Below are 16,584 nucleotides of genomic sequence, written 5' to 3' on the forward strand. Positions count from 1 at the left end.
TGGTAGTGTGGGGTTACCCATGTGAGAGTAAGTCATCGCCAGCTCATTATTCTAAACACCTCCTTCAATAGAAGGGGGTGTTTTTTTATGTGAAAAAATTGAAATAAATAATCATATAGACGATAAATTTTATGTCTTGAACAGTTATAGCAACCTCTCTTATCCATCTGATGCTCAAATTCATAAAGTATGATTAGTTTCTATTGCTACACCTGTGTACATAGAAAAATGATCGCCTAATCAATTGGTCGTGGTTGTATTTTAATGCTTTAAATAATGAGTGATTAAAATGCATGCGAGATGCAATAGAGGCATTTACATAATAAAAAGTAAGAGTGAAAAATATATTACTTAATTACTCATGAACAGAAGTTGCTTGAGAGGTCATGATATAGTGAATTTAAAAGTTTTAAATCCGAATATATTTAAGGATACGCGATGACCAATTCAGAAAAAAAAATTGAGTGTGATTATTCTCTTTATGTTGCCTCTAAAGCATCCCAAACAGGTCAATGGCTTGAAGTAAAAGATAAATTTAGCCAAAAAACATTTGCCCGAGTAGCCTTAGCAGATGCAAATACTTTAGAAAAAGCAATCCAATCTGCAATTGATGCAGAACAGGCGATGGCAAAATTAGAACCATTTCAAAAGCAAAAGATTTTATTACATTGTGTCAAACGCTTTAGCGAAATGAGAGAGGAATTAACTGCAATTTTGATTGCAGAGGGTGGAAAGCCATTAAAAGCAGCTCAGGCTGAAGTTGAGCGTCTTATAAATACCTTTCAAATTGCTGCTGATGCTGTTACACAAATCGACGATGGGCGTTTAATGCCATTGGCTGTAACAGCTGCTGCACAGGGTTACACAGGTATGATTAAACATGTTCCGATTGGTGCTATATCATTAATTAGTCCTTTTAATTTTCCACTTAATTTAACTGCTCATAAAATTGCACCTGCAATTGCAGCAGGGTGTCCTTTCGTACTGAAACCTGCGTCACTTACACCAGTTTCTGCTCTAAAAATTGCAGAAGTGTTGGCTGAAACTGATTTACCTCAAGGTGCATTTTCAGTTTTACCTTGTCCTCGCGAACAGGCAGATATCTTGGTAACCGATGACCGATTCAAATTACTCAGTTTTACTGGATCGGATGAAGTCGGTTGGGATATGAAAGCACGTGCTGGTCGAAAAAAAGTCACCTTAGAGCTTGGTGGAAATGCTGCTGTTTTAATTGAACCTGATACTGAAATATCTGATGTGTTAATTGATCGTCTTATTGGGGGAGCTTATAACCATGCAGGTCAAGTTTGTATTAGTGTCCAAAGAATTTTAGTCCATGAAAATATTTATACGGATTTAAAGAAGAAATTAATTTCCAAAATAAAAAAAATCAAAGCGAGCGATCCGAATTCAGACTCGACCTTATGTGGCCCTATGATCAAGGAGGCAGAAGCTAAAAGGCTTAAAAAATGGGTTGATAAAGCTGTAAAGAAGGGTGCCAAAGTTTTAGTTGAAGGTCAGGTTAAAGGGGCTTTATTTGATCCAATATTGTTAGAAAATGTTGATGCGTCTTTAGAAATTTATAAAGATGAAGCTTTTGGACCCGTTGCCATTCTAGAGAAGTACAAAGATTTTGAAAAAGGCATTGCTACAATTAATCAAAGCCGATTTGGTCTACAAGCTGGCGTTTATACACAAAGTCTGAATAAAATGATGTATGCGTGGAATCATTTACATGTAGGTGGTGTCATCATTAATGATATTCCATCATTCCGTGTAGATAATATGCCTTATGGTGGCGTTAAAGATTCGGGTCTAGGTCGAGAAGGGATTCAATCAGCAATTCGAGATATGCAAGAAGAGCGTTTGCTTGTGATTAAACAAGGATAAATTATTTTTTATGTTAAAAGGAGCATAACGCTCCTTTTAAATTATTTAGTTTAGATTAACGCTGTGATTTAAAAATAAACATATTGAGTTAAAAATTAATCAATAAGAATAAAAAAATGATGAAACACGGTTTTTTCCTGAATTAATTACAGAAAAATCTGATTAAAAGCGCTATTGTTGATTCATTAAACATCCTTTATTTCATCTTTCTTTAACCAAGAATATTAAATAAGGGGTGGTTTGTAATTCGAAAAAAATGCTCAAAAGGCCGTTTCTGATTCAAACAACAAAATTTTAATGGTATGCAATTACTTGCGAGATAACATCAACAATAGCAGTAAGCGTGTACCCATTTACGGATTAGGTACTATATGACAGCTTCACGTGAAAATTGGAGCGCCAGATCAGGTTTTATTATTGCAGCTATTGGTTCTGCAGTAGGTTTAGGCAATATTTGGCGTTTTCCCTATGTCGCATATGAAAATGGTGGCGGGGCATTTTTAATCCCTTATCTGGTTGCAATTTTTGCTGCCGGTCTTCCACTTTTATTTTTAGATTATGCAGTTGGACATAAATACCGTAAGGCCCCACCTACAGCTTACAAGAAGTTGATGAATGGTGAATCATTGGGTTGGTGGCAAGTCGCTGTGACATTAATTATTGGTATTTATTATGCCAGTGTATTGTCATGGGCGGGTAGTTATATGTTCTACTCATTTGGTCAACAGTGGGGAAGTGATACAGAAAAATTCTTTTTCACCACCTATCTTCAGAATGGTGAAGGCTTAGCATTTGGATTTGTTCCGACCTTATTTATAGGTTTGGTTGTCGTTTGGGCGATCGTTATGTTCATCCTGTATGGTGGGGTGAAGAAAGGCGTGGAATTGTCGAATAAGATCTTTATGCCCTTGTTGGTGGTTTTATTCACGATTCTCGTGATTCAAGCTATTCGTTTACCAGGTGCTGTCCAAGGTTTAAATGCATTCTTTACACCAAACTGGGAAGCGATGGGCAACTATAAAGTGTGGTTAGCTGCATTTGGCCATATCTTTTTCTCGTTATCCGTTGGTTTCGGGATTATGTTGACCTACGCTTCATATTTGAAGAAAAAAACGAATTTAACTGGTTCTGGACTAGTCGTTGCTCTTGCAAATTCATCTTTTGAAATTTTAGCTGGTATTGGGGTATTTGCAGCATTAGGTTTCATGGCCTACAGTGCGGGTGCTTCAGTTGACGATGTGGTATCTGGTGGTATTGGTTTAGCTTTTATCGCTTTCCCTAAAATCATTTCAAGCATGGGGGCTGGCGGAGACTTATTTGGCTTCTTGTTCTTTGCATCTTTAACAGTTGCAGGGATTACATCCATGGTCAGTATTCTTCAAGTTCCAATCGCAGGTTTCCAAGACAAGTTAGGATGGTCTCGTAAGAAGGCTGTGACAATTATTGCAGGTGGTTCAGCAATTGTTTCAACTTTATTGTTCTCAACTCACAGCGCGATTACGTTTGTCGATATTATCGATTACTTTGCCAATAATATTGGTATTGTCGCGGGTGGCTTATTATCAATCGTATTGGTGTCATGGTTCCGTCGACCGTTGTTAAAGCAACTTCAAGAGCATGTAAATCAATATGCTAGTATTAAGCTAGGTGCTGGTTGGAACTTCATGTTGACTGTAGTTACGCCAATCTCATTGTTAGCTGCGCTATTGATGACCTTGAAGTCAATATTTACTGAAGGTTATGGCGGTTATCCAATTGAGATTCTATTGCCAATTGGTGGCGGTGTAGTTGCAATCTTTGTATTCTGTGCGGTTGTTTTTAGTCGTCTAAAAGACAATGGACCTGAGGAGAAATAAGATGAATACTTCTGCTTTAATGATGCTTATTATCTCAACAGTGCTGTTATGGGGTGGTCTTATTTTAGCCATGATTCATTTGGCAAAAAACCCAGATGAGCTTGAAGATTAAACCACTTTAGATCAATATTAAAAAAGCCATGACATGAGTCATGGCTTTTTTAATATGTCGATAAATTAGAAATAAACTATCTTAAAAAATAGCATTAAATCTTTTGAATTAAACAATAATAGAATCCATCACCATGACCTTGTTGTGGCAATAACTGACGGCCGTGGATTTGTTCAATTCCCCAATTTACATTTAATTTGATTTCTTGAGCATCTGCATGCGTGTTGAAGAAATCAATCATTTGGTGTTCATTTTCAGCTTTCAAAATCGAGCAGGTAATATAAAGCATTGACCCGCCAACTTTGAGTTGTTGCCACATATGATTCAGAATCTGTTTTTGAAGAGCAACCGTTTGTTGGATATCGGTAGATTGGCGAAGTAAACGAATATCTGGATGACGTCGTACAACTCCAATAGCAGAACACGGTGCATCGAGAATAATACAGTCAGCTTGTTCAGGTGCAGACCATACCGTAGCATCAGCAGGGAGTATTTCTACTGGAGCATAATGATTAAGTGCAAGACGCTCTAAGTTTTCACTTACGCGGCTTAAACGCTTTGTGTCGTGATCGATCGCATACAGCTTTTTAGGACGATAACACTCTAAAATATGTGCTGTTTTTCCACCTGGAGCCGCACATGCATCAATTACGATCTTATCATCAAGATTCGGCAACAAGGTCGCGCAAAGTTGAGCATGTTCATCCTGAACAGAAAAACCACCTTCTTCAAAGCCAGGGAGGTGAGGAATATGCACGGATTGATCTAAGATAATGCCTACATCGGACCATTCACATGGATGAGCATCAATCCCTTCTTCATCAAGAATATCTAAATATTCCTCACGGCTTACCTGTCGTTCATTTACACGTAGTGTCAAAGGCGCAGCCAGTTTAAGCTCAGCTGAAAGCATTTGAAGATGCTCTGGCCAATCTTTTTTCAAGCGTTTAAATAGCCAACTAGGTAAACCATGGGCTTGGTCTAATGCTTCGCCGAATTCTTCAGTTTCACGTGAAACACGACGTAGAATCGCATTCACGACGCCACTTAAAGCTTCAAAACCAAGTTGTTTGGTGGCTGTTACCGTTTCTGAGATAGCCGCATGTGCTGGAATACGCGTGCAAAGCAGTTGATATAAACCTAAATATAGGCAGCTTTCAACGGTTTCGTTGTTGAGCGGTTTAGTCAGAAGAGGGAGAGTAATTGCTTTAAGTGCATGCCATTGGCGTAAAGTGCCTAAAGTCAATTCATGAAATAAGGCCCGATCACGCTCACCAACCAATGAAAGATGTTGGGAAAGAACAGAGGTGAGGGATTGCCCATTCTGAACGGCCAGTAATGTTTTAATCACATGTCCGCGTAAATTTAAATGAGAAGATTGTTGGCTCATGCGAAGATCTGTCCTGGCTGCAATTTTTGACTTTGTAGAATTTGTGCAGCATTGAGCGCTTTACCGCCTGGCCACTGAAGTTGAGTGAGGCAAATCACTTGATGATCACCACACACAACGTGAACACCATCCTGATCGACACCGATGATTTCACCGACTTGTTGAGTTGATGGAGTGAGTGAAGAAAGTTTCGAATTCCAAATACGTAAATTGTTGGTTTCATCAATAGGAGTGAAAGCTACGGGCCAAGGATTGAAAGCACGGATATTTCGATCAATCGTCACAGCATCATTTGCCCAGTTAATTTGAGCTTCAGCCTTCGACAGTTTATGTGCATACACTGTAAGTGATTCATCTTGAACTTCACGTGTATCTAAATAATGCTTTAAAGTGTCTTCACTTTCTAAAACAGCGAGAGTGGCTTCAGCCCCTTGTTGAGCCAGTTTATCATGTAAGGTTGCGGAAGTATCTTCAGCCGTAATAGGACAGATCGTTTTAAACATCATGTCACCAGTGTCTAGACCAGCTGCCATTTTCATGATCGTAATACCTGTTTCAGTATCACCTGTCGCGATAGCACGTTGAATAGGGGCTGCACCTCGCCAGCGAGGCAATAAGGAACCATGAATATTCAAGCAGCCGTATTTAGGTGTATCTAAAACGACTTGAGGCAAGATTAAACCGTATGCTGCGACCACCATCACATCAGCATTGAAAGACTTGAGTTCAGCTTGAGCAGCCAAACCTTCCTCAGTCGACGATTTAAAATGTAAAGGTTGGTAAACAGGAATATTGTGCTCAAGCGCCAATTGCTTTACCGCTGACGCTGTTAGTTTTTGTCCACGTCCTGCTTTACGGTCTGGCTGCGTATACACAGCAACAATTTCATGAGAAGTCTTTAGCAAAGCTGCTAATGCACTCGCTGCAAATTCAGGGGTTCCCGCAAAGATGATTTTCACTCAGACACTTCCAAAACAATATAAAGAACATTATATGCCAAAAGCGATTTTCGCCCAAATAAGGTCGTAATTTGAAACGTTTTCATGTGCATTTTGTGCTTAAGGTGTGATTAATAAAATTTATGTATTTTTAAAAAAAGATTTATGAAAGTTTTGTATTACGATTTCAGATAAGGGTTTATAGTAGATCACATCTCTTACATCGATTTAGATCGTTGAGGGCAAATCAGACCTATACGAACAATTGCAAGCAATGGTTAACTGTTAATCAGAAAGCTGTCATAATAGAAGTAAGGTTCAACTGATTTAGCCTTATATTTCAGTATCATTTAGCCAGATTGAATACATATTCATCGAGCTCAGCTTAAGTTGGAAATAAAAATGCCTGACTATCGTTCGAAAACATCAACACACGGAAGAAATATGGCGGGTGCACGTGGCTTATGGCGTGCAACTGGAATGAAAGACGAAGATTTTGGCAAACCAATTATTGCAGTAGTCAACTCATTCACACAATTCGTACCGGGTCATGTGCATCTTAAAGACTTAGGTCAGCTTGTTGCACGTCAGATTGAACAAGCGGGTGGTGTAGCTAAAGAATTTAATACAATCGCAGTAGACGACGGTATTGCAATGGGTCACGACGGAATGTTGTATTCATTACCATCGCGTGACTTGATTGCTGACTCAGTTGAATACATGGTCAATGCACACTGTGCAGATGCAATGGTTTGTATCTCGAACTGCGACAAAATCACACCGGGAATGTTGATGGCGGCAATGCGCTTAAACATTCCTGTGGTGTTTGTTTCAGGCGGTCCAATGGAAGCTGGTAAAGTCCAAATTCGTGGTGGTGAACAAGCAATTGACCTTGTGGATGCCATGATTGTTGCTGCAGATGACAACTACACAGATGAAGAAGTAAAAGCATACGAACGTTCTGCATGCCCGACTTGCGGTTCATGTTCAGGGATGTTTACTGCAAACTCAATGAACTGTTTGACAGAAGCATTAGGTTTATCATTACCGGGTAATGGTTCAACACTTGCAACGCATGCCAACCGTAAAAAACTATTTGAGCGTGCGGGTCAGTTGATTGTTGAAATCACAAAACGCCATTACGAACAAAATGATTACAGCGTATTACCACGCAACATTGCCCCTAAAGCTGCTTATGAAAATGCCATGACTTTAGATATCGCGATGGGTGGTTCTACCAATACAGTACTTCACTTATTAGCGGCTGCGCATGAAGCAGAAGTTGATTTTACAATGGATGATATCGATCGTTTATCACGTAAAGTGCCTGTACTGTGTAAAGTTGCACCTGCGGTTAAAAATGTTCACATGGAAGATGTCCACCGTGCAGGCGGTATCATGTCGATCCTTGGCGAACTAGACCGTGCAGGTTTGTTAGATACTTCTGTACCAACCGTACACGAAAAAACATTAAAAGACGCTTTAGATAAGTGGGACATTATTCGTACTGAAAATGAAGAGGTATATAACTTCTATAAATCAGCACCGGGCGGTGTACCAACACAAACAGCATTCTCACAAGACCGTTACTACACACGTCTTGATGGCGACCGTGAAAATGGCGTGATTCGTAATGCAGAACATGCTTTCTCTAAAGACGGCGGTTTAGCAGTCCTTTACGGTAACATCGCACTTGATGGTTGTATCGTAAAAACGGCTGGTGTAGATGACTCGATTCTGAAATTCAACGGTACAGCACGCGTATTTGAAAGCCAAGATGATGCAGTAGAAGCAATCTTAGGCGGCAAAATCGTAGCAGGTGACGTGGTTCTGATTCGTTACGAAGGTCCACAAGGTGGTCCGGGTATGCAAGAAATGCTGTATCCAACAAGCTACTTAAAATCAAAAGGCTTAGGTAAAGACTGTGCGCTTGTGACTGATGGTCGTTTCTCGGGTGGTTCATCAGGTCTTTCAATTGGTCACGTGTCTCCAGAAGCGGCTGAAGGCGGTGCAATTGCTTTAGTTGAAGATGGCGACCGTATCGAAATTGATATTCCAAACCGTACGATTCACTTAGCAGTTGCTGATGATGTATTGGCTGCGCGCCGTGAAGTACAAGAAGCTAAAGGTTGGAAGCCTGCGAAAGAGCGTCCACGTAAAGTATCTAAAGCACTGAAAGCGTATGCAATGCATGCAACAAGTGCTGCAAAAGGTGCGGTACGTGATATCTAATCTGCTTATAAACTAGATCAATCATGATTAAAAAAGCATCCTTTGGGATGCTTTTTTAATCACGAAAAGTTTGAATTTCATCTGAAAGCGTCAATTACATTAATGACAATATTTGATAGAAAGGTCATAAATATTGATCAATTCTCTTTGTCTTGATATAAGTTTTGCTCGCGTTCAAACTTTTTTAGTTTTAAAAAAAGCGATGAATTCGATACTTTGAGCACATAATTTACCAGTAAAATCATCTGAGGCACATCTCATGTCATTGTTACGCCGTTGGTTTGATCCGCTACGATCGAGTTGGTTTTATCAGAAACCAAATCGTCAAGAGGTCTTGTCAACTGAGCAGGGTTTAACGATCTATCTTCGTTTAGATGATGTGTATAGTTATCTTGCAGTCCAGCAATTGGCACAATTAAATGACATTTTAAAAGATGAAATTAAGCCGTTAAAAATTGTTATCTCAGATACTGCTGCTGAAGCTCCAAATGATATGAGTCCTGAAGAGTGGCAAGATTACAGTCTACGTGATGCCCAAATTTTAGCGTACCAGCATCGTTTCGGATTCGATAATGAAAAGCCTGAAATACCAAGTGCTGAAGCGATTCAACAGGCAGAAACAATTTTACGAAATACCCCATTAACAGGTGAAAATTTTCTCTATTTATTGGAAGATGTCTTCCATATGTTGTGGCAACAGCAGTATGGAAAATTACGTACTTTGTATGTCATGGCTAGTCGACATCGAAAAGAACAACAAATCGCTGAGCGAACTTTTGATCACACGCCAGTTTTAGCAAGCTTTTTTGAGCTCGGTAATCGTCGGTATCATGCGGTAGATGATTTATTAAGATTGACCCGCCGTTTAAAACAACAAAGACTCTTGACCGGTAATCCTATTTTTCTCATCAATCATATTGAGTGGCGGGAACACCTAATGAATGATGCTGAAGAATTATCTGAGATTCAGGCGATGAATCCTGAGTTGGACCTCTATATTGCATTAGAAGATCCGATCTCTTGGTTATTATTAGCTTATATTAAAGAGGAACTTGCCGATTATTACGATATCCAACTTACCGTTTATCCATTGCAATATCAGGGACGAGATTTATTTGATTGGAGTTTGGCAACTCGTTTATCTAAACGAACAGAAGTAAAATTTACGCCGTTTTGCCGACCGACTCAGCAGGCGACATATGAAATAGCACGATTGTTTTACAGTGTGCCTGAGGATCAACGTCTTGATGCAATGTATGAAATCTTGCAGGCTGTATGGAGTAAAGGTAAAGATCTATCGTATCGACCTCATATTCAAGCCTTAAAACAGAACTTGAATATCACAACGCTCACTGAAGAGTCGATCAGTCAAAAGCTGGAAGAAAATCAATTACTCTGTGAGATGAAATCACAACCTGATTTACCAGTGCTTGAGCTTCGTATCGATGGAAAGAGTTATGTGTTTAATAGCTTATATCGTGTATGGATGATTGAAAGTATTTTCAGTAATGTGTTAGAACAAAAGTACAAAAGTGAAAATGAATCTGAACACAGGGATACCGAATCAATTGAAAATCAATAAAGAAAAATGCGACACCCTTCAGCAAGCTCGAGCACAAATAGATTCAATTGATCAAGCCATAACAGAATTAATTGGTTTACGCCAATATTATGTAGATCAGGCAGTTCGTTTTAAAAGAACTATACAAGATGTACAGTCACCTGAACGTGTTGAAATAGTGATTGAAAAAATACGTGAATTGGCTACAAAGAATGGTGTGGATCCATTACTCATGGAAAAAATATATCGAGAGATGATTCAACACTTTATTCAAAGAGAGTTAAAAGAAATACGACCATAATAGTCGGAATTCTTAATAAGAATGAGGAACTTAGTTTCCTCTTTTATTCATTGAAATTTACAAAATATATAGCCGATTTGTGAACTGGTTCAACAAAGCTTAGTGTTACAAAAAATAATATTAAGTTAACATTTGGATACATCACTTTTTAGACTGACGGTCGAAGGCGCTATGGATACCCAGTTACAATTAGAAAAAATAGTCAAGGATCTTGAAAACTATAAAGTAGCCATTGATGCACATTCAATTGTAGCCATAACAGATGCACGTGGCGTCATTACTCATGTCAATGAGAAGTTTTGTAATATCTCACAGTATTCTTATGAAGAACTGGTCGGATCAACACATAAAATTATTAATTCAGGCTATCACCCGAGAAGTTTTTTTAAATATATGTGGAAAGCCATTTCGAGTGGAGAAATTTGGAAAGGCGAAATTTGTAACCGAGCTAAAAATGGTTCTTTATATTGGGTTGAAACCACGATTGTGCCGCTTAAAGATAATAATGGCGTTTTACAAAACTATATCTCCATTCGAACTGATATCACACAGCTAAAAAATTCCGAAGACCATGCACGTTATATGGCATTACATGATGAATTAACGGGATTGCCTAACCGCCGTTTTATGCAAGAACGCATGTTGGCGGTGATTGAATCATGTAAACAAAATGGTACACATAGTGCACTCATGATGTTGGATTTGGATAACTTCAAAAATATTAATGACACGTTAGGACACGATCGTGGAGATGACCTACTCAAAATGGTCTCGGTGCGTCTTATGGAGTGTGTGGCACAGCAGAATGCAATTGTCCGTCTTGGTGGAGACGAGTTTTTAATTATTCTTTCAGATTTAGATCCAGATGAAACGATTGCTAATCAAGCAGTGATGCAAATCGCTGATAAAGTTCGTGCTGCATTAAATGAGCCTTTCGTATTAAAGGATAATAAAATCCATACTAGCTCTAGTATCGGAATTTTTATTTTCCGTAATTCAAAATTGCCAAAAAATGAGTTGCTTAAGTACGCCGACATGGCGCTGTATCAAGCTAAAGAAAATGGTAAAAACTGCATATGTGTTTTTGATCCTGAAATGGAACAAAGTGTTATTGCTAAAGCTGCTTTATTAAATGATTTAAGATTAGCTTTATTGCGAGATGAGTTCCAACTTTATTATCAGATTTTAGTAAATCGCGAAGAGGAAGTGATCGGGTATGAGGCTTTGCTACGTTGGAGTCATCCTGAACACGGTTTAATTTTACCAGGTCGATTTATTGAAGAAGTGGAGAAAACTGATCTCATACATGATGTTGGTAATCGTGTATTAGTATTAGCATGCCAACAGTTAAAAGATTGGAGCCAATACCCAGAATCTTCAAACTGGACGATTTCAGTCAATATTAGTGTCGAACAATTCCGTAAGACTGACTTTGATAAAAATGTGCTTCGGATTATTGATGAAGCAGGAATTGATCCAACATTATTACGTTTAGAACTCACTGAAAGCATGTTCTATACCGATATGCATAACTCAATTGAGAAAATGAAAAAGCTCATCGAGCGTGGATTAAGATTCTCTATGGATGATTTTGGAACAGGATATTCTTCATTGAATTACCTCAAAATGCTTCCACTGGATCAACTCAAAATTGATCGTTCATTTGTAGAAAATATTGTCGGTAATCCACGTGATATTGCTATTGTGAAAACGATTATTGATTTAGCACAAATTCTTGATCTGAATGTGGTGGCAGAGGGTGTAGAAACTGAAGAGCAGTTCCAAGTTCTAAAAGAAAATGGTTGTAATACGTTTCAAGGCTATTATTTTGGTCGACCTAGACCCATTGAAAAAAAATCTTAAAATACTTAATTAGAATAAAAAATTAAAAAAGAGAGCATTAAGCTCTCTTTTTTTATATGCGATAGATTTTTAGTTAGACTTTCCACCTAAGCTAAAGAACCAATTCAGGAATAATGCAGCAAAGGTAGCCGTTCCAATACCACCTAAATTGAAGCTACCAAATTGAAGCGCAAAGTCACCAGTACCTAAGATCAGCGTGATCGCAGCAATCATGAGGTTTTTATTTTTAGAGAAATCGACACGATGTTCGATCCAAATTTTAGCACCAGCGATGGTAATTAAACCAAACACCACAATTGATGCACCTGCAAGAATCGCAGTTGGAATGGTTTGAATAATTGCACCAAATTTTGGTGATAAGCCAAGGAAAATTGCGAATACACCTGCGATGGCAAAAATAATCGTGGAATAGACACGTGTCACAGCCATCACGCCAATATTTTCCCCATAAGTGGTCATGCCTGGAGCACCTACACCACCGGCTAATGATGTTGCAACACCATCGGCTACAAACGCTTTACCAATATGTGGGTCTAGATTTTCACCAGTCATGGCAGAGACTGCTTTGATGTGACCTAAGTTTTCAGCCACTAAAATTAAAGCTACAGGAGCAATGATGAGCATCGCGTTCGTACTGAACTCAGGAGCATGAAAGTTAGGCAGACCAAACCATGCAGCTTGTGTAATCGGCGTGAAGTTAATTGGAGTACCGTAACCCATGATATTCGTAATAAAAAAGTATACGATATAAGACAGCACCAAACCCACAAGTAAAAGTAGGCGTTGTAGCATCCCTTTGGTGAATACTGCAATTGAAGCCATACACATGACAGTAATCAATGCCATCCACATATTAAATGGATTACCCGCGACACTTTTTACCGTTACCGGTGCAAGATGCAGACCGATGATCATGACCACAGAACCTGTTACGACAGGAGGCATGAGCTTTTCAATCCATCGAGTACCTGTTGCCATCACCAGAAAACCAATTAAGGCATAAAGTACACCACAGGTAATAATTCCCCCAGCAGCTAATGCAATATTGGCATTTGCTCCAGCACCGGCATATCCCGTTGCCGCGATGACTACACCAATAAAAGCAAAGCTTGAGCCTAAATAACTGGGCACTCGACCGCCAGTGATGAGGAAAAATAACAGGGTACAAATACCTGACATTAATATGGCAAGATTAGGATCAAAACCCATTAATAATGGTGCTAAAACTGTCGCACCAAACATGGCAAAAGCATGTTGAATGCCAAGAACTACACTTTGCGCAGGAGGTAAATATTCGGTCGTGCCAACAGGACGCGTATCAATATCATCCGTGAAGGGACGCCATTTAGGAAACCAACTGGTCATAAAGTGAGCACTCAATAGTTAAATTGTGCACATCATACGCCTGTTTTACGAGAAATCATCTGTTTCTTGAAAAATTATTAAAACTAATAGTCTGACTTTTATTGAATTTTTACCCATTGGTAAAAAAAATATGTTTTAAAAATAAAGTAAAATCAGCCTATTGCAATTCAGCTATATCAAAAAAATCTATATCCATATTGAGTAAAAAATTTATAGGTGCTTTGTTGTCATTACTGAAAATTAGAATAAAGTCTCTAAATTGCTCAAGCCCATCAAGCCCATAAAGGTACTTGAGCATAGACAGTCGTGAAATCAACCCGTATTACGTAATCCAGCAGCAATACCTGCGATACTTACCATTAATGCATGGTCAACCTCAGTTTGTTCGACAGTTCGTTCAGCTAAATATTCGCGACGTCTTTTCATGAGTTCTGCTTGTAACAGGTGTAATGGAAGAAGATAGGGTTTACGAATCTTCATGGCTTGATCAAGAACTTCATTAGAACTGAGTAATTTAGATTCACCTTTCATTGCCAATAAAGTTTGTACTGCGTCATGTAAGCGTTGGCGTAGTTCCGCACCCAATACTTTAAGATTTTCATCTTGGGTGAGATGAGATTCATAATACAATGCGACATTGCTATCTGATTTAGATAGCACCATCTCCAACATATCAATTAAAGTTTGGAAATAAGGCCATTGTTCTAACATTTCATCTAGCTCAGCTTTGTGACCTTCTGAAATGACTTGATTGATGGCTGCACCAGTACCTAACCATGCTGGAAGCATTAATCGAATTTGAGTCCATGCAAATACCCATGGAATTGCACGTAAGGATTCAATACCACCGCTGATTTTTCGTTTCGCTGGTCTTGAACCCAAAGGTAGCATCTGTAATTCAAGCTCTGGCGTCACGGTTCTTAAGTATTGGACAAAATGAGGGTTTTCGCGGACTGTTTGACGGTAAACATTCACAGAGAGTTCCGTCATCTTGTGCATCAACTCGCGCCATGCTGCCTTGGGTTCTGGTGGTGGGAGTAAAGTCGCTTCTAAGGTAGCTGCGGTATAAATTTCTAAATTTTGCAGTGCGATTTCTTCTAATCCAAATTTGAATCGGATCATTTCGCCTTGTTCGGTCACACGGATTGCACCTGAGATTGAGCCAGGTGGTTGTGAAAATAGTGCTTGTTGGGTTGGAGCACCACCACGACTAATTGAGCCACCACGACCATGGAACAAAGTGAGTTGTATACCATGTTGTTTGGCAATAGCTGTTAACTCTTCTTGTGCACGGTACTGAGCCCAATTCGCAGACATGAAACCTGCATCTTTTGCTGAGTCAGAGTAACCAATCATGACCTCGTGCTTGTTTTGAATATGTTGTTTGTACCAATGCATACTGAATAAAGTATTCATGGTCGAAGCTGCGCCATCTAAATCTTTTAACGTTTCAAATAATGGAACTACACGCAGAGGTTGCTTAATACCTGCTTCTTTTTGGAGTAATAGAACCGCCAAAACGTCACTTGGATATTCCGCCATTGAAATAATATAAGCACCTAGACTCTCAGCAGGTTGTTCTGCCAAAGTTCGCATGGTAGCGAATACTTCTTGAACATCAGGATGCTCAATAAGACTTTGAGCAGATTCATTAAGATGTTTAGGAAGTAAAGGGCGTTTGCTTTGCAGTTCTTGTAATAAGAAGTTTTGACGGGCTTGTTCAGTCCATGTCTCAAAATTGCCAAGTCCAAGATACTCAGTAATCGCTGAAATTGCTTGACGATGACGACCTGACTCTTGGCGAATATCTAGTTTTAATAACTCAATACCGAAACAATTCACGCGATAAATAAAATCGAGTAACTTTCCTTGAGCAATACCGGAAAGGTTTGAATCGACTAATGAGCGATAACATAACAATAATGGCTGCAACAACTCATCTTTGTGATGAATAATCTGGCTACGATCCACATCAGAATGTTGACCTTGTAATTTTGCAGTGAGCCATTCTCTTGTAATTTTTAAGCGTTCACGTGTTGTTCTTAAATATTCACGATAAGGCTCTGGATGAGGCTGACCTAAGGCAGTCTTTAGTTCATCACTGCACGCCTGAACAGAAAGCTCCCAACGTAAATCTTCAATATCTCGGAGGTAGAGATCCGCGGCTTTCCATCGAGATAACCATAAAACTTCTTGAGTCACTTTGTGTGTGACATTTGGGTTTCCATCTCGGTCACCACCCATCCAAGATGCAAACCGCACAGGTGCAATATCTAAAGGTAAAGCTTGAGAACAATGCTCTTGAACCAATTGATTCAATTCACGGACAAACTTAGGAATAGCGTTCCATAAAGTTTGCTCAATGGTAGTAAAACCCCATTTTGCTTCATCAATTGGGGTTGGACGATGTTGGCGAATTTCATCGGTTTGCCATGCTGAACAAACCAATTGTTTTAATTCAGAAAGAACTTGAGCGCGCTGTTTGGGGGTCAGCTTTTGCTGATCAAACTTAGATAAACACTCGTTGATCCCATCATATTTTTGGATCAAGGTGCGACGACTAACTTCCGTAGGATGTGCGGTGAGTACAAGCTCAATATTTAGCTCACAAATTTGTTGATAAAGGGTTTCCGCTGAAATCAGCTGTTGTTGAAATTTTTCAAAAAGGGGAATAAGGACATTTGCTGCAGCACCGTTTTCATCAAACTCATTTTGGCGACGGCTACGTACCACATGATATTGTTCTGCAATATTGGCAAAGTTCAGAAAATGTGAAAAAGCGCGTGTCAGTGGAAGAATCTCATCATCTTTTAAACTTAAAAATAAACTTTCTAATTGTTTTTCAGCTTCACTATCACCATCACGTGCACCTTTCGCGAGTGCACGAATTTGTTCAACTTGATTAAACAAATCTTGTCCAGCTTGTTCTTTTAAAGTCTCTCCTAAAAGATTACCGAGTAAGCGTACGTCTTCACGTAATGGAGCATCAATTTGTTGAATCATTTTTTTCTCCTTTTCTTGTTCTTTTGACTATACCGCTTATTCATGACATGCCAAGCGATTGCAAAATAATTTA

The 16,584-nt window shown here is 39.1% G+C and carries 11 protein-coding genes; 7 read left to right on the top strand and 4 right to left on the bottom strand.

The window, feature by feature from the left end:
* Positions 1-438: 438 nt before the first annotated feature.
* From AC1M9F_RS10170 to AC1M9F_RS10180, 3 genes are all read left to right on the top strand, one after another.
* A complete protein-coding gene (locus AC1M9F_RS10170; RefSeq protein ID WP_481597697.1) occupies positions 439-1,890 on the top strand; it encodes an aldehyde dehydrogenase family protein in 1,452 nt (483 codons plus the stop codon).
* A gap of 371 nt (positions 1,891-2,261) precedes the next feature.
* The gene (locus tag AC1M9F_RS10175; protein ID WP_481587760.1) at positions 2,262-3,746 is read left to right on the top strand and encodes a sodium-dependent transporter; all 1,485 of its coding nucleotides are present in this window, start codon (positions 2,262-2,264) and stop codon (positions 3,744-3,746) included.
* Position 3,747: 1 nt separating this feature from the next.
* The gene (locus tag AC1M9F_RS10180; protein WP_081403317.1) at positions 3,748-3,858 is read left to right on the top strand and encodes a methionine/alanine import family NSS transporter small subunit; all 111 of its coding nucleotides are present in this window, start codon (positions 3,748-3,750) and stop codon (positions 3,856-3,858) included.
* A gap of 94 nt (positions 3,859-3,952) precedes the next feature.
* Here AC1M9F_RS10180 and rsmB read toward each other — a convergent pair whose 3' ends face one another.
* Both rsmB and fmt read right to left on the bottom strand, forming a co-directional pair.
* The gene (gene rsmB / locus AC1M9F_RS10185; RefSeq protein ID WP_481592124.1) at positions 3,953-5,248 is read right to left on the bottom strand and encodes a 16S rRNA (cytosine(967)-C(5))-methyltransferase RsmB; all 1,296 of its coding nucleotides are present in this window, start codon (positions 5,246-5,248) and stop codon (positions 3,953-3,955) included.
* Positions 5,245-6,207 carry a methionyl-tRNA formyltransferase gene (gene fmt / locus AC1M9F_RS10190; RefSeq protein ID WP_481592125.1) on the bottom strand — a complete coding sequence of 321 codons (963 nt, stop codon included), beginning with the start codon at positions 6,205-6,207 and terminating at the stop codon, positions 5,245-5,247. The genes rsmB and fmt overlap by 4 nt, the downstream gene beginning before the upstream one ends.
* Positions 6,208-6,588: 381 nt before the next feature.
* Here fmt and ilvD point away from each other — a divergent pair, with 381 nt between their 5' ends.
* From ilvD to AC1M9F_RS10210, 4 genes are all read left to right on the top strand, one after another.
* The gene (gene ilvD / locus AC1M9F_RS10195) at positions 6,589-8,418 is read left to right on the top strand and encodes a dihydroxy-acid dehydratase (protein ID WP_081403313.1); all 1,830 of its coding nucleotides are present in this window, start codon (positions 6,589-6,591) and stop codon (positions 8,416-8,418) included.
* A 259-nt stretch (positions 8,419-8,677) separates the two neighbouring features.
* Positions 8,678-10,000, top strand: coding sequence for a hypothetical protein (locus AC1M9F_RS10200; protein WP_481597698.1), 1,323 nt, complete (start codon positions 8,678-8,680; stop codon positions 9,998-10,000).
* Positions 9,993-10,280, top strand: a complete 288-nt coding sequence (locus tag AC1M9F_RS10205; RefSeq protein WP_481597769.1) for a chorismate mutase — start codon at positions 9,993-9,995, stop codon at positions 10,278-10,280. Before AC1M9F_RS10200 ends, AC1M9F_RS10205 begins: the two co-directional genes overlap by 8 nt.
* Positions 10,281-10,451: 171 nt before the next feature.
* Positions 10,452-12,143, top strand: a complete 1,692-nt coding sequence (locus tag AC1M9F_RS10210) for a putative bifunctional diguanylate cyclase/phosphodiesterase (protein WP_481597699.1) — start codon at positions 10,452-10,454, stop codon at positions 12,141-12,143.
* A gap of 69 nt (positions 12,144-12,212) precedes the next feature.
* On the opposite strand, the gene AC1M9F_RS10215 is transcribed toward AC1M9F_RS10210, so the two are convergent.
* Entirely contained in the window at positions 12,213-13,508 is a 1,296-nt protein-coding gene (locus tag AC1M9F_RS10215) for a solute carrier family 23 protein (RefSeq protein WP_481597700.1), read from the bottom strand.
* A 312-nt stretch (positions 13,509-13,820) separates the two neighbouring features.
* Complete coding sequence (gene ppc, locus AC1M9F_RS10220) at positions 13,821-16,511, bottom strand: phosphoenolpyruvate carboxylase (RefSeq protein WP_481593771.1); 2,691 nt, start codon at positions 16,509-16,511, stop codon at positions 13,821-13,823.
* Positions 16,512-16,584 lie beyond the last annotated feature (73 nt).

It is taken from the genome of Acinetobacter sp. ANC_7504, assembly GCF_056779995.1.

Bases quoted from the DNA above. Each gene is read 5' to 3' on its own strand.
- AC1M9F_RS10215 (WP_481597700.1), bottom strand. From the start codon at position 13,508: ATGACCAGTTGGTTTCCTAAATGGCGTCCCTTCACGGATGATATTGAT.
- AC1M9F_RS10175 (WP_481587760.1), top strand. From the start codon at position 2,262: ATGACAGCTTCACGTGAAAATTGGAGCGCCAGATCAGGTTTTATTATT.
- AC1M9F_RS10200 (WP_481597698.1), top strand. From the start codon at position 8,678: ATGTCATTGTTACGCCGTTGGTTTGATCCGCTACGATCGAGTTGGTTT.
- AC1M9F_RS10180 (WP_081403317.1), top strand. From the start codon at position 3,748: ATGAATACTTCTGCTTTAATGATGCTTATTATCTCAACAGTGCTGTTA.
- ilvD (WP_081403313.1), top strand. From the start codon at position 6,589: ATGCCTGACTATCGTTCGAAAACATCAACACACGGAAGAAATATGGCG.
- AC1M9F_RS10170 (WP_481597697.1), top strand. From the start codon at position 439: ATGACCAATTCAGAAAAAAAAATTGAGTGTGATTATTCTCTTTATGTT.
- rsmB (WP_481592124.1), bottom strand. From the start codon at position 5,248: ATGAGCCAACAATCTTCTCATTTAAATTTACGCGGACATGTGATTAAA.
- AC1M9F_RS10210 (WP_481597699.1), top strand. From the start codon at position 10,452: ATGGATACCCAGTTACAATTAGAAAAAATAGTCAAGGATCTTGAAAAC.
- ppc (WP_481593771.1), bottom strand. From the start codon at position 16,511: ATGATTCAACAAATTGATGCTCCATTACGTGAAGACGTACGCTTACTC.